The organism is Marinibacterium sp. SX1 (assembly GCF_050389775.1).
In the GTDB taxonomy this organism is placed as follows: Bacteria; Pseudomonadota; Alphaproteobacteria; order Rhodobacterales; family Rhodobacteraceae; genus Marinibacterium.
On sequence record NZ_CP177144.1, the window covers coordinates 141,220 to 156,611 of the forward strand.

The following is a 15,392-nucleotide window of genomic DNA, read 5'->3' on the forward strand; positions in this document are numbered from 1 at the left end:
TTAGGGAGGAATACATGACTTACGCGAAATCCATCGGCGCGGCCCTTCTGGCCAGCGTCGCCATGGCCTCTGCCGCCACGGCCTGCGAGATCACCCTGCGGTCGTCCGACACCCATCCCGACGGCTATCCGACCGTCGAGGCCGTCAAGGCCATGGGCGAGATGCTGTCGGACAAGACCGACGGGCGGATCTGTGTCGAGGTCTTTCACTCGGCCCAGCTGGGCGAAGAAAAGGACACGATCGAACAGACCCAGTTCGGCGTGATCGACCTGAACCGGGTGTCCATGGGCCCGTTCAACAACATCATCCCCGAAACCCAGGTGCCCTCGCTGCCCTATATCTTCCGGTCGACCGACCACATGCACAACGTGCTGGACGGCGAGATCGGCGGCGACATCCTGGCGGCGTTTGCCGATCACGACCTGATCGGGCTGACCTATTACGACGCCGGCTCGCGCAGTTTCTACAACAGCCAGAAACCCATCACCACGCTCGAAGACCTGTCGGGCATGAAGTTCCGCGTGATGCAATCGGATCTCTTCGTCGACATGGTCGGTGCGCTTGGCGCCAATGCCACGCCGATGCCCTACGGCGAGGTCTATTCCTCGATCCAGACCGGGGTGATCGACGGGGCCGAGAACAACTGGCCGTCCTATGAAAGCTCGGGCCATTTCGAGGTGGCCGGCTATTACACGCTGGACCAGCACCTGATGGTGCCCGAGGTCCTGGTGATGTCGAAAACCGCCTGGGACAAGCTGTCGGCCGAAGACCAGGCGGCAGTGATGGAAGCGGCCAAGGCCTCGACCGAGGTGCAGCGCCAGCTCTGGGCCGAACGCGAAGCCGCCTCGGAAGAAAAGGTGCGCGCGGCGGGCAGCGAGATCATCACCGAGATCGACAAGGGCCCGTTCATGGACGCGATGAAGCCGGTCTACGAGAAATACGTGACCGACGAGAGCCTGAAGGACCTCGTGGCCCGCATCCAGGCCACCGAGTAAGCCCCGCGTGACGTCCGGCCCGGCGGTCCATGGCGACCTTCGGGCCGGGCCCGCGGCCGATACCCGGCCCGCCCCCGGCGGCGGGCCGGACCGGGCTTTGCCAGGCAAAGCCGGACAGGGGCGGCCCAAGGGCGCCCATCCCCAACAGGAACAGGCGAAAGGACCAGGACGTGCAGGACAACATGGTGTCCATTGCCCGGGCGACGCGGGCGCTGGCGAGGGCCGCGCTGTGGATCGCGGGCACGGGGCTGGTGATCATGACAGTGCTGATCGCCGCGCAGGTCTTCTGGCGCTACGTGCTCAACGACAGCATCATCTGGACCGAACCGGCCTCGGTCATGATCATGGGCTGGTTCATCTTTCTCGGCGCGGCGGTGGGCATCCGCGAAGGCTATCACCTGTCCTTCGACGTGCTGCTCTATTTCCTGCCCGACCGGGTCAAGCTGTGGCTCTATACGATCTCCGACCTGGCCGTGACCGGCTTTGGCGCGGGCATGGTCTGGTTCGGCTGGCAGCTGGCCGAGCGCACGGCGGGCAACACCCTGCCCTCGCTGGGCATCTCGGGCGCCTTCGATTTCGCGCCCATCGTGGGCGGCGGCATCCTCGTCGTGCTCTTTTCGCTTGAACGGGTGACCCGCCGCCTGGCCGGCCTGCCCACCGCGCGCTTCGGCGACGATCCCATCGAGACCTGACATGGAACTCTATATCCTCTTCGGGACCTTCGTGGTCCTCCTGCTGATCGGCACGCCCGTGGCGTTTTGCCTGGGCATCTCCTCCTTCGCCACCATCGCCTACCTGGGCCTGCCGCCCGTCGTGGTGTTCCAGCGGCTCAATTCCGGCGTGTCGGTCTTTGCCCTGATGGCCATTCCGTTCTTCATCTATGCCGGAGACCTCATGGTCCGGGGCGACATTGCCCGGCGGCTGGTCGCCCTTGCGGGGGCCTTTGTCGGCCACCTGCGCGGCGGGCTGGGGCAGGTCAACATCCTGGCCTCGGTCATGTTCGGCGGCGTGTCCGGCTCGGCGGCGGCCGATGCCTCGGCCGTGGGCGGGCTGATGGTGCCGCAGATGAAGGAACGCGGCTACGGCGTGGATTACGCCGTCAACATCACCGTCGTGTCGTCGATCATCGCCCTGATGCTGCCGCCCTCGCACAACATGATCATCTACTCGATCTCGGCGGGCGGGCGGATTTCCATCGCCGACCTGTTCACCGCGGGCATCATCCCGGGCATGCTGCTGGCCGGCTCGCTGATGGTCGCCGCCTGGTTCGTCGCCCGCAAGCGCGGCTACCCGACCGAGCCCTTCCCCGGCCTGGCGATGATGGGCCACCTGTTCGTGTCGGCGGCACCGGGGCTGATCCTGGTGGCCATCATCTTCGGCGGCGTGCGCTCGGGTATCTTCACGGCCTCGGAATCGTCGAACATCGCCGTGGTCTATGCCCTGCTGGTCACCTTCTTCGTCTACCGTTCGCTGTCCTGGCACGATTTCGTCGAGGCCACCTTCGCCGCCGTGCGCACCACGGCCATGGTGCTGATGGTCATCGGCTGCGCCGCGGCCTTCGGCTGGCTGCTGGCCTATACCAAGGTGCCGGCCTCGATGGTCACCATGCTCAAGGGCCTGTCGGAAAACCCGATCGTCATCCTGCTGCTGCTGAACGTCGTCCTGCTGATCCTGGGCACCTTCATGGACATGTCGCCCCTGATCGTCATCACCACGCCGATCTTCCTGCCCGTGGCCCAGGCCTTTGGCGTCGATCCGGTGCATTTCGGGGTCATCCTGATCCTCAACCTCGGCATCGGCCTGTGCACCCCGCCCGTCGGCGCCGTTCTGTTCGTCGGCTGTGCCGTGGGCCGGTTGCCGATCTGGGATGCCGTGCGCTCGATCTGGCCGTTCTACGGCGCGGCCTTCGCCACCCTGATGCTGGTCACCTACATCCCGCAGCTCTCGCTCTGGCTGCCCTCGCTGTTCCGTTAGGAGGTTCCCCAATGGCTTACGTGACATCCTATCCCGAAGTGTCCCCCGATGCCGGCGTGCTGCGCCGGGTGCTGTCGGACAGCCCCGAGCTGATGGTCGTGGCCTTCACCTTTGAACAAGGCGCCCAGGGCGCGCTACATTCCCACCCCCATGTGCAATCCACCTATGTCGATGCCGGCCGCTTCCGGTTCACCATCGCGGGCGAGGCCTTCGAGGTCGGGCCGGGCGACAGCTTTGTCATCCCCTCGGGCGCCGAACACGGCTGCACCTGCCTCGAACCCGGCCGCCTGATCGACACCTTCACCCCCCGACGCGACGATTTCCTGTGAGGACCGACATGACCCTGATCACCGAAACCCGCCACGCCATCGACCCGGCCACCGCCAAGACCCTGGACACAACCGCCCTGCGCGACCATTTCCACGTCGGCGGGCTGTTTGCCCCGGGCGAAATCCGCCTGACCTATTCCCATTACGACCGGCTGATCGTCGGCTCGGCCGCGCCCTCGGGCGCGCCGCTGGTGCTGGACCACGTGGCCGAGACGGGCACCGCATCGGTGCTGGACCGGCGCGAGATGGGCATCCTGAACATCGGCGCGCCCGGCAGCGTGACCGTCGCCGGCGAGACCCACACCCTGGACAAGGGTGACGTGCTCTATGTCGGGCGCGGCGCCGGGGCGCTGGAATTCGGCGGCGAGGGGCTGTTCTACATCCTCTCGGCCCCCGCCCATGCCACCCACCCCACCCGGCTGATCCGCCCGGCCGATGCACGGCGGGTCGAACTCGGCTCGGCCGAGACGTCGAACGAACGGGTCATCATCCAGGTCCTGCACCCCGAGGTCTGCGACACCTGCCAGCTGGTCATGGGATACACGCAGCTGGCCACCGGGTCGGTCTGGAACACCATGCCCGCCCATACCCATGACCGGCGGATGGAGGCCTATCTCTACTTCGACATGGAGGCCGATGCCCGGGTCTTTCACCTGATGGGCGAGCCGTCGGAAACCCGCCACCTGGTGATGGCCAACCGCGAGGTCGTGATCTCGCCGCCCTGGTCGATCCATGCCGGCGCGGGCACCGGGGCCTATACGTTCTGCTGGGCCATGGCCGGCGACAATGTCGATTTCACCGACATGGACATGATCGCCATGGAGGACCTGAAGTGAGCGATCCCTTCCGCATCGACGGCCAGCGCGCGCTGGTCACCGGGGCCAATACGGGCATCGGCCAGGCGGCGGCCATCGGGCTGGCCGAACGCGGCGCCCATGTGCTGGCCGCCGGTCGGTCGTCCTGCGCCGATACCGTGGCCCTGATCGAAGAGGCCGGCGGCAGCGCCGAGGCCTTTGCCATGGACCTGGCCGACCCGGCGACCGGGGCGGCGCGGCTGGCCGAGGCCGGGCCGCTGGACATCCTGGTCAACAACGCGGGCATCATCCGCCGGGCCGATGCCCAGGACTTTGCCGAAGACGACTGGGACGCCGTGCTGGACGTCAACCTCAAGGCCGTCTTCCTGCTGTGCCAGGGCTTTGCGCGCCAGGCGCTTGCCCGGGGCGCGGGCGGGCGGATCGTCAACATCGCCTCGCTGCTGTCGTTCCAGGGCGGCATCCGCGTGCCGGCCTATACCGCGTCGAAACACGGCGTGGCCGGGCTGACCAAGGCGCTGGCCAACGAATGGGCGGGCAAGGGCATCAACGTCAATGCCGTGGCCCCGGGCTATATCGCGACCAACAACACCACCGCCCTGCGCGAAGACCCCGTCCGCGCGGGCGAGATCCTGGGCCGCATCCCGGCCGGGCGCTGGGGCGATCCGGCCGACATCGCCGGAGCGGTGGCCTTCCTTTGCACCCCGGCCTCGGGCTATGTCACCGGGGCGGTCCTGAATGTCGACGGAGGATGGCTTGCCCGCTGAACGTCTTTCCCGGTCCGGCCCCGCGCCGAAACCGGGCATTGTCCACCTTGGCCCCGGGGCGTTCTTCCGGGCCTTCAATGCCGTTTACACCGCCGATGCCATGCAGGCAGACCCGGGCGACTGGGGGATCGTGGCCGTGTCGCTGAAAAGCCCCACGGCGCGTGACCAGATGGTTCCCCAGGGCGGGGCCTATACCTCGGTCACGCTGGGGCCGGATGGCGCCGAGGCGCGGGTGATCGGATCGGTCTGCGACGTGCTGGTCGCGCCCGAGGACCCCGAGGCCGTGTTGCGGGTGATGAGCGCGCCCGAAACCAGGATCGTGTCGCTGACCGTGACCGAAAAGGGCTATGCCCATGAGCCGGCGACGGGCCCGCTGAACATGGATCATCCCGACATTGCCCATGATCTGACGGGCGCCCCGCCCCGCTCGGCCGTGGGGTTCCTGGTCGCCGCGCTCGCCCGTCGCAAGGCGTCCGGTCTCGCCGCCTTCACCGTGCTGACCTGTGACAACCTGCCGTCGAACGGGCCCCTTCTGCGCGGTCTGGTGCTGGATTTCGCCCGTGCCCGCGATGCCGAGCTGGCCGGGTGGATCGCCGACCAGGTGGCCTTTCCGGCCACGATGGTCGACCGGATCACCCCCGCGACCACGCCCGAGGACATCGCCGCGCTGGAAACCGCGCAGGGATGGCATGACCCGGCCTGCGTCCAGCACGAACCCTTCCGCCAATGGGTGATCGAGGACCATTTCCCCACCGGCCGCCCGGCCTGGGACAAGGTCGGCGCGCAGATGGTGCGCTCGGTCGAGGCGCATGAAACGATGAAGCTGCGCTGCCTGAACGGCACCCATTCGACCCTGGCCTACCTGGGCTATCTGGGCGGCTACGAGACCATCGCCGACACCGTGGCCGACCCGGCCTATGCCGCGCTGTGCGACAAGCTGTGGGCCGAGGAAATCGTGCCGACGCTGGAACAGCCCGAGGGCGAGGACCTGGCGGCCTATTGCGCCGCCCTGCTGGACCGCTATCGCAATCCGGCGATCCGCCACCGGACCTGGCAGATCGCCATGGACGGCTCGCAGAAGCTGCCCCAGCGGATCCTGGGCACGCTGGCCGATACCCTGGCCGCCGGGCGGGCCGCGCCGGGGCTGGTCCTGGCCGTGGCCGGATGGATGCGCTATGTCGGGGGCGTGGACGAAACGGGCGCACCGATCGACGTGCGCGACCCGCTGGCCGACCGGCTGAAGGCCGCCTGGGACGGGGCCGACACCCCTGACGACAAGGCCGCCGCCCTGCTGGCCATCCGCGACATCTTTCCCGCAGACCTGGCCGCTGCCCTGCAAACCCCCGTGACACAGGCGCTGACCGCCCTGCTGGACAAGGGCGCCAAGGCCACCGTGACGGAGCTGGTACAATGATCGAAACCTGGCGCTGGTTCGGCCCCTTGGACGATATCGCCCTGCCCGAGATCGCCCAGACCGGGGCCACGGGCATTGTCACCGCCCTGCACGACATTCCCTATGGCGAAATCTGGCCGCGCGAGGCCATCGCCGCGCGCAAGGCCATGATCGAGGCCGCCGGGCTGCACTGGGCCGTGGTCGAAAGCCTGCCCGTGCACGAGGACATCAAGCGCGGGGTGGGCGATCTGGACCGGCTGTTCGCCAATTACCGCCAGTCGCTGGCCAACCTGGCGGCCGAGGGCATCACCACGGTCTGTTACAACTTCATGCCCCTGCTCGACTGGACCCGCACGCGGCTGGACGCACCGCTGCCCACCGGTGGCCATGCCCTGCGGTTTTCCCAGGTCGAGATGGCCGGGTTCGAGTTGCACATGCTGCAGCGCCCCGGGGCCGAGGCGGATTACACGCCCGAGGTCATCGCCGCCGCGCAGGCCTGGGCCGACGGGGCCGACGAGGGTGAACGCCAGCGGCTGCTGACGGCGATCATGTCGGGCCTGCCCGGGGCCTATGATCGTTATGACGTCGCCGGTCTGCGGGCGGCCCTGGCCCCCTGGGCCGGGTTCACGGCGGACGATCTGCGCGCGTCCTTCGCCCGGTTCCTGGCCGAGGTCGTACCCACGGCCGAGGAGGCCGGCATTGGCCTCTGCGTCCATCCCGACGACCCGCCGCGCCCGTTGCTGGGCCTGCCGCGCATCGTGTCGAGCGAGGCGGACATCGCGGCGATCATGGCCATGCAGGACAGCCACGCGAACGGGCTGACGCTGTGTTCGGGATCACTGGGGGCCAACCCGGCCAATGACGTGCCGGCGATTGCCGCGCGCTTCGCGGATCGCATCCATTTCGCCCATCTGCGCAACGTGGCCAAGGAACCCGACGGGTCCTTTCAGGAGGCCGCGCATCTTGAGGGGGACACCGACATGGTGGCCCTTGTCGCGGCACTGCTGGACGAGGACCGCCGGCGGGCGGAGAGCGGCGGGCGGGCGATCCCCTTCCGGCCCGATCACGGCCATGCCCTGCTGGGCGATCTGGGGCGCAAGACCCACCCGGGCTATCCGCTGATCGGTCGGTTGCGCGGGTTGGCGGAACTGCGCGGGGTGATTGCCGGGCTGGGGCATCGGGCCTGACACACCGGGCCAGAGCCATCGGGACGGCCCCTTGCGCCCTAACCCATGCGCCCTGATCCAAGGGCTCTGACACACACCCCCGACACACGGGCGGGCGAGACCCGCCCGACCCGGCCCGCCCCTCGGACACGCCCTCACCTCAGAGCAGCGGTCCAGGCGGCGACATAGCATTGCACCCGTTTGGCCTCGGCGCCTTCGAGCAAGCTCTCACCCTAGATCGGCGGTCCGGGCGGCAACGTAACACCGCACCCGTTCGGCATCGGCGCCTTCGGGCACGCCCTCACCCCAGCGCGGCAGTCCAGGCGGCAACATAGCGTTGCATCCGTTCGGCATCGGCGCCTGCGGGCGGAGCGTCGCGCAGGGCCTCGGCCGGCATCACCCGGTCCGGCCCGGCCAGCAGCGCCGCACCCTGGCTGGTGCCCGTCGCGCCCTTCATGGCCAGCACCTCACCCCCGGTCGCCGCGGCCAGCATCCGCCGGAAACAGCCGTTGCGCGCAAAGGGCCCCTCGACGATGATCGGCCCGTCATGGCCGATCAGCGCCAGGCAGCGGGCGGTGACCAGCGCCAGGTAGAACCCCAGCGCCGCCGCGCGCTGGCCGCCCTGCGGCTCGGACGGCAGCCAGCGGGCCTGCCGCCCGGTGAACGGCCCGGTCTCGGGCACCACGGCCGGCAACAGCATGACATGGCCATCCAGCACGGCATCGATGTCAGCCGCGCCCGGCTCGGGATAGGCCCCGCCCATGATCATGTCGTGCTCGCGCCCGCCCATGAACCGGGCCGAGGGCACCGGCTGGCCAAAGGCATTGACGTTGATCAGCGTGTCCAGCGCCGGGTCCAGCGTGACGGGCCGGCCGCCGACGCTCATGGCGATGACCCAGGTGCCGGTCGACACGACGGAAAAGGGCGTATCGTGGCCCATCAGGTGCGGCAGCAGCGAGGCATTGCTGTCATGGATGCCGCAATGGACAGGCGTGCCCGGCGCCAGCCCGGTGGCCTGGGCGATCTCTGGCAGGACCGGGCCCAGCACGTCGCCCGACGCCCGGGCCGGGGCGATCTTGCCGGCGATGCCCAGCCGGTCGACCAGCGACGAGAACCCGCCCTGCCCCGGCGCCCACAGATCGGTGTGACAGCCCAGCGAGGTCACGTCGGTCGCGGCCACGCCGGTCAGCCGGAAGCCCCAGTATTGCGGATAGGTCAGGATCGTGGCCGTGCGGTCCTTCAGCCCGGCATCCTGGGCGAATTGCCAATGCAGCTGGGCGCCGATGTTCAGTCCCATGCCCAGCCGGGGCGAGCCGGTCTCGGCGAAATCCGGGCGCAGGGCATCGTAGTCGGCGGCAAGGGCATCAGGGCCGTCATGTTCGTAATCGAGGATCGGCGCGGCCAGCCTGCCATCCGCCCCCAGCAGCGCCGCGCAGGCGCCATGGGTGGTGATCGATATGGCATCGACCCCGTGCTCGGACTGGAACCGGGCCAGGGCATCGAGCAGGAACGCCCAATGGCCCTCGACATCGAAATGCGGCCAGGGCGGTCCGGCCAGAACGGTGTTGGGCCGGGTGACCACGGCCAGTTCCGACAGGTCGGCCAGGTCGACCAGCGCCAGCTTGGCATTGGTCTTGCCGATGTCGATGACCGCCACGTGGCCGGCTGTCCCTGCGCTGGCCTCCGTGCCCGCCGCGCCGCCCTGCAACACCCGGTTCATGGCATGTGAAAGACGGGCGCAAGCGGCACCGCCACCGGTTCGTTGTCGGGATGGGTTTCCATGATATCGGCCATATGCGCCCACCAGCGCTGCATGATCTCGGTGCCCGGCAGGGCATCCATGCCATGATCGTCCGTCCGCCAGAGCACGCCGAACAGCGCGCCGGTCTCCTCGTCGAGATGGATCGAGTAATCCGACACCCCGGCCTCTTTCAGCAGGGCGACCAGCTCGGGCCAGATCTCGTCATGGCGTTTCTCGTATTCGGCCCGGCAGCCGGGGTTCAGCTGCATCCTGAAAGCGTATTTCTGCATCACGATCTCCATTTCGCCCAGAGCCGGGGCAGCGCGATCACCCCGATCAGCAGGGCGCCGATGACAATCGACATAACGATGCCCGGCACATTCAGCAGGCCCAGCCCGAAGGTCACCAGCCCCATGACAAAGGCCGCGATGACCACCCCCGGCAGGGTGCCCGACCCGCCCAGGATCGACACGCCGCCGAGGACGACCATGGTGACGACCTCCAGCTCCCAGCCGATCCCGATGGACGGGCGCGTCGAGCCCAGCCGCGAGGTCAGGCAGATCGCGGCCAGGCCCGACATCAGCCCGGTCAGCAGGAACAGGATGAACTTGACCCGGTCGACGCGGATGCCCGAGAACAGCGCGCCGGTGGCATTGTTGCCGATGGCATAGACCGAGCGGCCGAAATTGGTCTTGTGCAGCAGCACGCCATAGATCACGGCCAGCACGGCAAAGAGCACGAATTCGAACGAGATCACCCACCAGACATAGCCCTGGCCAAAGAAGGCAAAGCTGTCGGGATAGCCGCGATAGGCCTGGTCGCCCAGGACGATGTAGCTGATGCCCCGGAAGAGGCTCATGGTGCCGATGGTCACCACGATGGACGGCAGGCCCATGCGCGTGACCAGCACCCCGTTGAACGCCCCGCAGATCAGCCCGGTGCCCAGCCCGATCAGCACGAGGCCAGGCGTGCCCACGCCGACCTGCACCGCCGCGCCCATGGCCGTCGAGGCCAGCGCGATGATCGAGGCCACCGACAGGTCGATCTCGCCGGCGATGATCAGCAGGGCCATGGCAAAGGCGATCATGGCCTTTTCGGTAAAGTTGAAGGTCGCGTCGCTGAGGTTCCAGGCATTGAGGAAATAGGGCGAGGCCAGGGAATTGGCGATAAAGATCGCGATGGCCACCAGCAGCAGCAGGCTTTCCCAGCTCTTCAGGCGGGTTTCCAGCGGCGAGCGCAGGCGGTCGGGGATCTGCCGGCCGGTCGGCTGGTCGGTCGTGAGGGTTGTCATGCCGCATGCTCCGCTGTCTTGAGGATGATCCGGCCCTTGCTGCGCGAGGCGCGGGCATTGACGGCCACGGCGATGATGATCGCCCCGCCCGAGATGGCCTGTTGCCAGAAGGGAGAGATATCGACGACCGGCAGGGCGTTCTTGATCACGCCCAGGAACAGCGCGCCCAGCAGTGCGCCACCGACCGTGCCGATGCCCCCGGCGATGGAAATGCCGCCGATGACACAGGCCGCAACGACGTCAAGCTCGAAGCCCGCGGCGATGTCGACATAGGCCACGGCATAGCGCGAGACCCAAAGATAGCCGGTCAGCCCGGCCAGCGCGCCGGAAATGGTGAAGGCCCAGAACTGGGTCCGGCCCACGTCGATGCCGGTATAGGTTGCCGCATGGGGGTTGCCGCCCACGGCATAGAACGACCGGCCCAGGGTGGTGCGCGTCATGACCACGGCAAAGAGGATGACGGCCAGGACGGCGATCCAGCTCAGCACCGGCTGGCCGAGGATGCCGGCCCGGGGGAAGGCCTTGAAGGCGGCGGACATCTCGTGGCTGTTGACCCATTTGCCTTCGGACAACAGGAAGATGATGCCCCGGAAAATGGTCATCGTGCCCAGGGTGACGACGATCGGGGGGATGTCCAGCTTCCAGACCAGCAGGCCGTTGATCATGCCCAGGAGCGTGCCCAGGGCGATGGCCACGACAAGGATCACGGCCACCGGAACGCCGGGAAAGGCCACGTTGATCATGGCCACGACCATGCCGGTCAGGGCCAGGTTGGCCGCGACCGACAGGTCGATGCACTTGGTCAGGATGACGATCATCTGGCCGATGGCCAGCAGGATCAGCGGCGCGGTGTCGTTGAACACATGGGCCAGGTTCGCCGGGGCCACGAAGGCCGGGAACCGGGTGGCGATCAGGGCCAGCAGGACGGCAATGGCGCCGGCCAGCAGCACTTCGCGCGAGGCCAGGAGACGGAACATGATGTCGGCCTTTCGTCGGCGGACCCGCCGGGGCGGGTGTGGATATCAGCGCCCGCATCACAGCGGGCGGGGGATAGCGCCCGGCATCTGCGCGGGCTGGGGTTCATTGCCCGGCATCGGCGCGGGCCGGGATTAATTGCCCGGCGTCGGCACGGGCGGGAGGTCGTTACCCGGCATCGGCGCCGGTGGAAGCGGCGAGCCGCCGCGGCGGGCTGGTCTTCACCCGCCGGGATCGGCGCGGGCAGGTCTTTGCGGGCCCGAACGACCCGGGCGGGTATCGCCGCCCCGGATCGGGCGGATCAGATGCCCGCCGCGTGGCGGACAAGCGTTTCGGGGGTCAGGTCATCGCCCGCAACCTCGGCGACCATGCGGCCTTCGCGCATGACGATGACCCTGTCGGACATGCCCAGGACCTCCGGGATCTCCGAGCTGACCATGATCACGGCCAGGCCCTGGGCGGCCAGTTCGGCCATGAAATCATGCACCGCGGCCTTGGACCCGATGTCGATGCCCTTGGTCGGCTCGTCGAGGATGATGACCTTGGGCTGGGTGGCCAGCCACTTGGCAATGACCACCTTCTGCTGGTTGCCGCCCGACAGGTTGCCGACATTAGTGTCCAGCGACGCCGCCCGCAGATCGAGCCTTTGGGTGTATTCCCGGGCCAGGGCGAATTCCTCAGCCAGCCGGATGAAGCCCTTGTTCGACGTCCGGCCCAGTGACGGCAGCGTGACGTTCTGAAAGATCGGCATGGCCGTGATGGCCCCCTGCTTGCCCCGGTCCTCGGGCACGTAGACGATGCCGTTCTCGACCGCATCGGCCGGCGAGCGGATCACCCGGATCTGGCCGTCGATCTTCACCACACCCTTGCTCGGCCGGGTGATGCCGAAGAGCGATTGCATGAATTCCGACCGGCCGGCCCCGACCAGCCCGTAAAAGCCCAGGATCTCGCCCTTGCGCAGGGTGAAGCCGATGTCGGCGAATTCGGTCGGGTGGTCATAGCCCACGACCTGCAGCACCTCGTCGCCGATATGGCTGGTGCGGTCGGGAAAGATCTGCGCCACGTCACGGCCGACCATCATCTTGACCAGGTCGCCCTCGGACACGTCGGCCATCAGCCCGTCGCCCACGAACTGGCCGTCGCGGAACACCGTGTAGCGGTCGGCGATGCGAAAGATCTCGTCGAACTTGTGGCTGATGAACAGGATCGCCTTGCCCTGGGCCTTGAGCGTGTCGACCAGCTCGTAAAGCTCCTCGATCTCCTTGTGGGACAGGGCGGCGGTGGGTTCGTCCATGATCACCACGCGGGCGTCGATCGACAGGGCCCGGGCAATGGCCACCAGGTGCTTGTTGGCAATGCCCAGGTCATGGAGCTTGTGCGTGGGGTCGATCTCGGCCCCGATGCTGCGCAGGATCTCACTGGCCCGGGCATGCATCGTCGACCAGTCGATCAGGCCCCAGCCGTTGCGCGGGGCGTGGCCCAGGAAGATGTTCTCGGCCACCGACAATTCGTCGAACAGCACGGTTTCCTGGTGAATGGCCGTGATCCCGGCATGGGCCGCGTCCTGGGCCGTGGGAAAGCGCGTGGCCGTGCCGTCGACACGGATGTCGCCGCCGTCGGGCTGGTAGATGCCCGTCATGATCTTGACGACCGTCGACTTGCCGGCCCCGTTCTCGCCGATCAGCGCCGTGACCTGGCCGGGGTAAAGCCGCAGGGTGACCCCGTCGAGCGCCTTGACGCCCGGAAAGGTCTTGGTCACGCCGTCCAGTTCCAGCACGGGACCATGGTCGGCCGTACCTTCGGTGGCGGAGCGGTTCTGGGTCTGCATCAGCATCGGTCGGACTCCATTGGTGGCCCCGGCGCGGATCCGCGCGGATCTGCGCCGGGGCCTGGCGTTCGGGAGACGATCAGAAGATCGACTTGAAATCGTCGATGTTCGAGGAATCGTAGACGAAGGGATCGGCCATGGCGCCCGAGTTGGTGTCATCGAGCGTCACCGCGCCCATGCGCCCCATCGGGATCTCGGCACCCGGCTCGGCCTCGGCCGCGCCGGAGGCCAGGGCATGGGCGATCATCGTTGCCGAATAGCCCAGGTCGATCGGATTCCAGATGGCAAAGGACTTGGACGCCCCGCTTTCGATGGCCCCGGCCATTTCCGACGGCAGGCCCAGGCCGGTCACGTTGACCTCGCCCACCTTGCCCGCGTCTTCCACGGCCTGCGCCGCGGCCACGATGCCCACGCTGGTCGGCGCGATGATCGCGTCGAGATCGGGATAGGATTGCATCAGGCCCTGGGCCTCGCGGTAGGACTTGTCGGCCAGGTCGTCGCCATAGACCGTGCCCACGACCTCGATGCCCGGGTAGTCGGCCATGACCTTGTTCATCTCGTCGATCCAGATGTTCTGGTTCGTCGCCGTGGCCGAGGCCGACAGCACGGCCACCTGGCCGCCCTCGGGCAGGTTGTCGGCCGCCAGCTTGATGATCATGTTGCCGATCAGCGGGTTGGACGACGGGTTCAGGTGGACCTGGCGGCCTTCGGGCGCCACGCCGGAATCCCACGAGATCACGGTGATCCCGCGCTGCATGGCCTTCTTCAGCGTCGGCACCAGGGCGTCGGTGTCATTGGCCGAGATGGCAATGGCATCGACCTGCTGGGCGATCAGCGAGTTGATCACCTCGATCTGGCCCTCGGCCGTGGTGTCGGTCGGGCCGGTGTAGATGATTTCCACATCACCCAGCTCGGCGGCGGCTTCCTCGGCGCCCTTGGCCGCGGCTTCGAAGAACCCGATCCCCAGCGCCTTGACGACCAGCGCGATGCGCATGTCCTCGGCCTGCGCGGCGGTCGTGGTGCCCATCAGGCCGGCGGCAACGCCCAGCCCGGCCAACATGTTGGTAAAAGTGCGACGTTTCATGATGTGTCCTCCCATGGTCACGATCGTTCTGAAGAGTTGGGGCCGTTCAAGAGGCAGCCCCGCCCTCGCTCTGTGCCGCCCCCGAAGACGCGACGATCAGGGTGATATCGGCGGCCTCCAGCATGGCCGCCGCCTTGTCCGGGATGCCCTCGTCGGTGATCACCGTGCCGACCCGCTCCAGCGGGCACAGCACCAGCGGCGAGCGATGGGCGAACTTGGAACTGTCGACCAGCACGACCAGCTCGTCGGTCTGGCCGATCAGCTTCTGCTCGGCCTGGATCAGCAGCGGGTCGGCCTCCATCAGGCCCAGCGGCCCGACGCCCTGGGCGCCCATGAACATGCGCCGGGCATAGAAATTGCGGGTCACGTCGTTGTCGAAGGGCGACAGGATGATGTTCTGTTCGCGGTAGATCACGCCACCCGACACCATCACCGTGTTCTTGGAATGCTTCAGCAGGTGTTCGGCGATGGGGAAGGAGTTGGTAAAGACCTGGCAGCGGCGCGAGGCCAGCGGATGCACCATCTGGAAGGTCGTCGTGCCGCCGTTGATGATGATGCTGTCGCCGTCTTCGCACAGCTCCACCGCCGCCCGGGCGATGGCCTGCTTTTCCTTGATGCGCATGGTCTCGTTGACGGCAAAGGGCCGCCCGGCCAGGCCCACGAATTTCGGCGGGGTGATCGCCTCGGCCCCGCCGCGGACGCGGCGCAGCTTCTTTTGCATGTGAAGCGTGGCGATGTCGCGGCGGATCGTCGCCTCGGAGGCATCGGTCAGGGCGCAGAGGTCGACCACGGTGACCACGGGCCGCTCCTGAACGGCGGATAGAATGATCCTGTGGCGCTCTTTTTCGTGCATCCGGTCCTCCCTTGGGTCGAGAGGTTGCGTGGATTCGACGGGGCTGTCAATCAGTTTCAATCATTTTCGATCATTCTGCGTCGCAGCATGATTGCTTTTGATCGGTTATGATTGACAATACGCCGCGCCCCGCGCAATCTCCGGCCCAAGTCGAACTGCTGGGCGACGCCAGGAGCGGATCGCC

At 67.6% G+C, this 15,392-nt stretch carries 15 protein-coding genes; 8 read left to right on the forward strand and 7 right to left on the reverse strand.

Translation table 11 applies throughout. The annotated features are described in order from the left end of the window. Positions 1-14: 14 nt before the first annotated feature. The 8 genes from ACK3BB_RS00660 to uxuA all read left to right on the forward strand — a co-directional run bounded on the left by ACK3BB_RS00660 (position 15) and on the right by uxuA (position 7,457). Positions 15-995: a TRAP transporter substrate-binding protein gene (locus tag ACK3BB_RS00660; RefSeq protein WP_428926803.1), complete on the forward strand. Its 981-nt coding sequence runs from the start codon at positions 15-17 to the stop codon at positions 993-995. Between the two features lie 182 nt (positions 996-1,177). Then, positions 1,178-1,687, forward strand: a complete 510-nt coding sequence (locus tag ACK3BB_RS00665) for a TRAP transporter small permease (protein WP_428928794.1) — start codon at positions 1,178-1,180, stop codon at positions 1,685-1,687. A gap of 1 nt (position 1,688) precedes the next feature. Next, the gene (locus ACK3BB_RS00670) at positions 1,689-2,969 is read left to right on the forward strand and encodes a TRAP transporter large permease (protein WP_428926804.1); all 1,281 of its coding nucleotides are present in this window, start codon (positions 1,689-1,691) and stop codon (positions 2,967-2,969) included. 11 nt (positions 2,970-2,980) lie between these two features. Then, on the forward strand, positions 2,981-3,298 hold the full coding sequence (locus ACK3BB_RS00675; RefSeq protein ID WP_428926805.1) for a cupin domain-containing protein: 318 nt from the start codon (positions 2,981-2,983) through the stop codon (positions 3,296-3,298). Positions 3,299-3,306: 8 nt separating this feature from the next. Then, a complete protein-coding gene (kduI, locus tag ACK3BB_RS00680; protein ID WP_428926806.1) occupies positions 3,307-4,134 on the forward strand; it encodes a 5-dehydro-4-deoxy-D-glucuronate isomerase in 828 nt (275 codons plus the stop codon). Then, on the forward strand, positions 4,131-4,877 hold the full coding sequence (gene kduD / locus ACK3BB_RS00685; protein WP_428926807.1) for a 2-dehydro-3-deoxy-D-gluconate 5-dehydrogenase KduD: 747 nt from the start codon (positions 4,131-4,133) through the stop codon (positions 4,875-4,877). The genes kduI and kduD overlap by 4 nt, the downstream gene beginning before the upstream one ends. Then, positions 4,849-6,291: a mannitol dehydrogenase family protein gene (locus tag ACK3BB_RS00690; RefSeq protein WP_428926808.1), complete on the forward strand. Its 1,443-nt coding sequence runs from the start codon at positions 4,849-4,851 to the stop codon at positions 6,289-6,291. The genes kduD and ACK3BB_RS00690 overlap by 29 nt, the downstream gene beginning before the upstream one ends. Further along, entirely contained in the window at positions 6,288-7,457 is a 1,170-nt protein-coding gene (uxuA, locus tag ACK3BB_RS00695) for a mannonate dehydratase (protein ID WP_428926809.1), read from the forward strand. Before ACK3BB_RS00690 ends, uxuA begins: the two co-directional genes overlap by 4 nt. A 280-nt stretch (positions 7,458-7,737) precedes the next feature. Here the strand turns inward: uxuA and ACK3BB_RS00700 are convergent, their stop codons facing one another. The 7 genes from ACK3BB_RS00700 to ACK3BB_RS00730 form a co-directional block, all read right to left on the reverse strand. Continuing rightward, complete coding sequence (locus tag ACK3BB_RS00700) at positions 7,738-9,156, reverse strand: FGGY-family carbohydrate kinase (protein WP_428926810.1); 1,419 nt, start codon at positions 9,154-9,156, stop codon at positions 7,738-7,740. Next, complete coding sequence (gene rhaM, locus ACK3BB_RS00705; RefSeq protein ID WP_428926811.1) at positions 9,153-9,467, reverse strand: L-rhamnose mutarotase; 315 nt, start codon at positions 9,465-9,467, stop codon at positions 9,153-9,155. The genes ACK3BB_RS00700 and rhaM overlap by 4 nt, the downstream gene beginning before the upstream one ends. Beyond that, entirely contained in the window at positions 9,467-10,468 is a 1,002-nt protein-coding gene (locus ACK3BB_RS00710) for an ABC transporter permease (protein WP_428926812.1), read from the reverse strand. The genes rhaM and ACK3BB_RS00710 overlap by 1 nt, the downstream gene beginning before the upstream one ends. Continuing rightward, on the reverse strand, positions 10,465-11,445 hold the full coding sequence (locus ACK3BB_RS00715; RefSeq protein WP_428926813.1) for an ABC transporter permease: 981 nt from the start codon (positions 11,443-11,445) through the stop codon (positions 10,465-10,467). Before ACK3BB_RS00715 ends, ACK3BB_RS00710 begins: the two co-directional genes overlap by 4 nt. A gap of 299 nt (positions 11,446-11,744) precedes the next feature. Beyond that, positions 11,745-13,277, reverse strand: a complete 1,533-nt coding sequence (locus tag ACK3BB_RS00720) for a sugar ABC transporter ATP-binding protein (RefSeq protein WP_428926814.1) — start codon at positions 13,275-13,277, stop codon at positions 11,745-11,747. A gap of 73 nt (positions 13,278-13,350) precedes the next feature. Continuing rightward, positions 13,351-14,355, reverse strand: a complete 1,005-nt coding sequence (gene rhaS / locus ACK3BB_RS00725) for a rhamnose ABC transporter substrate-binding protein (protein WP_428926815.1) — start codon at positions 14,353-14,355, stop codon at positions 13,351-13,353. Positions 14,356-14,401: 46 nt separating this feature from the next. Continuing rightward, positions 14,402-15,208 carry a DeoR/GlpR family DNA-binding transcription regulator gene (locus ACK3BB_RS00730; protein WP_428926816.1) on the reverse strand — a complete coding sequence of 269 codons (807 nt, stop codon included), beginning with the start codon at positions 15,206-15,208 and terminating at the stop codon, positions 14,402-14,404. Positions 15,209-15,392: the final 184 nt, after the last annotated feature.

Excerpts from the sequence above, each read along its gene's own strand:
- ACK3BB_RS00660 (WP_428926803.1), top strand. The coding sequence starts at position 15 with ATGACTTACGCGAAATCCATCGGCGCGGCCCTTCTGGCCAGCGTCGCC.
- ACK3BB_RS00665 (WP_428928794.1), top strand. The coding sequence starts at position 1,178 with ATGGTGTCCATTGCCCGGGCGACGCGGGCGCTGGCGAGGGCCGCGCTG.
- ACK3BB_RS00670 (WP_428926804.1), top strand. The coding sequence starts at position 1,689 with ATGGAACTCTATATCCTCTTCGGGACCTTCGTGGTCCTCCTGCTGATC.
- ACK3BB_RS00675 (WP_428926805.1), top strand. The coding sequence starts at position 2,981 with ATGGCTTACGTGACATCCTATCCCGAAGTGTCCCCCGATGCCGGCGTG.
- kduI (WP_428926806.1), top strand. The coding sequence starts at position 3,307 with ATGACCCTGATCACCGAAACCCGCCACGCCATCGACCCGGCCACCGCC.
- ACK3BB_RS00690 (WP_428926808.1), top strand. The coding sequence starts at position 4,849 with ATGTCGACGGAGGATGGCTTGCCCGCTGAACGTCTTTCCCGGTCCGGC.
- uxuA (WP_428926809.1), top strand. The coding sequence starts at position 6,288 with ATGATCGAAACCTGGCGCTGGTTCGGCCCCTTGGACGATATCGCCCTG.
- ACK3BB_RS00700 (WP_428926810.1), bottom strand. The coding sequence starts at position 9,156 with ATGAACCGGGTGTTGCAGGGCGGCGCGGCGGGCACGGAGGCCAGCGCA.
- rhaM (WP_428926811.1), bottom strand. The coding sequence starts at position 9,467 with ATGCAGAAATACGCTTTCAGGATGCAGCTGAACCCCGGCTGCCGGGCC.
- ACK3BB_RS00710 (WP_428926812.1), bottom strand. The coding sequence starts at position 10,468 with ATGACAACCCTCACGACCGACCAGCCGACCGGCCGGCAGATCCCCGAC.
- ACK3BB_RS00715 (WP_428926813.1), bottom strand. The coding sequence starts at position 11,445 with ATGTTCCGTCTCCTGGCCTCGCGCGAAGTGCTGCTGGCCGGCGCCATT.
- ACK3BB_RS00720 (WP_428926814.1), bottom strand. The coding sequence starts at position 13,277 with ATGCTGATGCAGACCCAGAACCGCTCCGCCACCGAAGGTACGGCCGAC.
- rhaS (WP_428926815.1), bottom strand. The coding sequence starts at position 14,355 with ATGAAACGTCGCACTTTTACCAACATGTTGGCCGGGCTGGGCGTTGCC.
- ACK3BB_RS00730 (WP_428926816.1), bottom strand. The coding sequence starts at position 15,208 with ATGCACGAAAAAGAGCGCCACAGGATCATTCTATCCGCCGTTCAGGAG.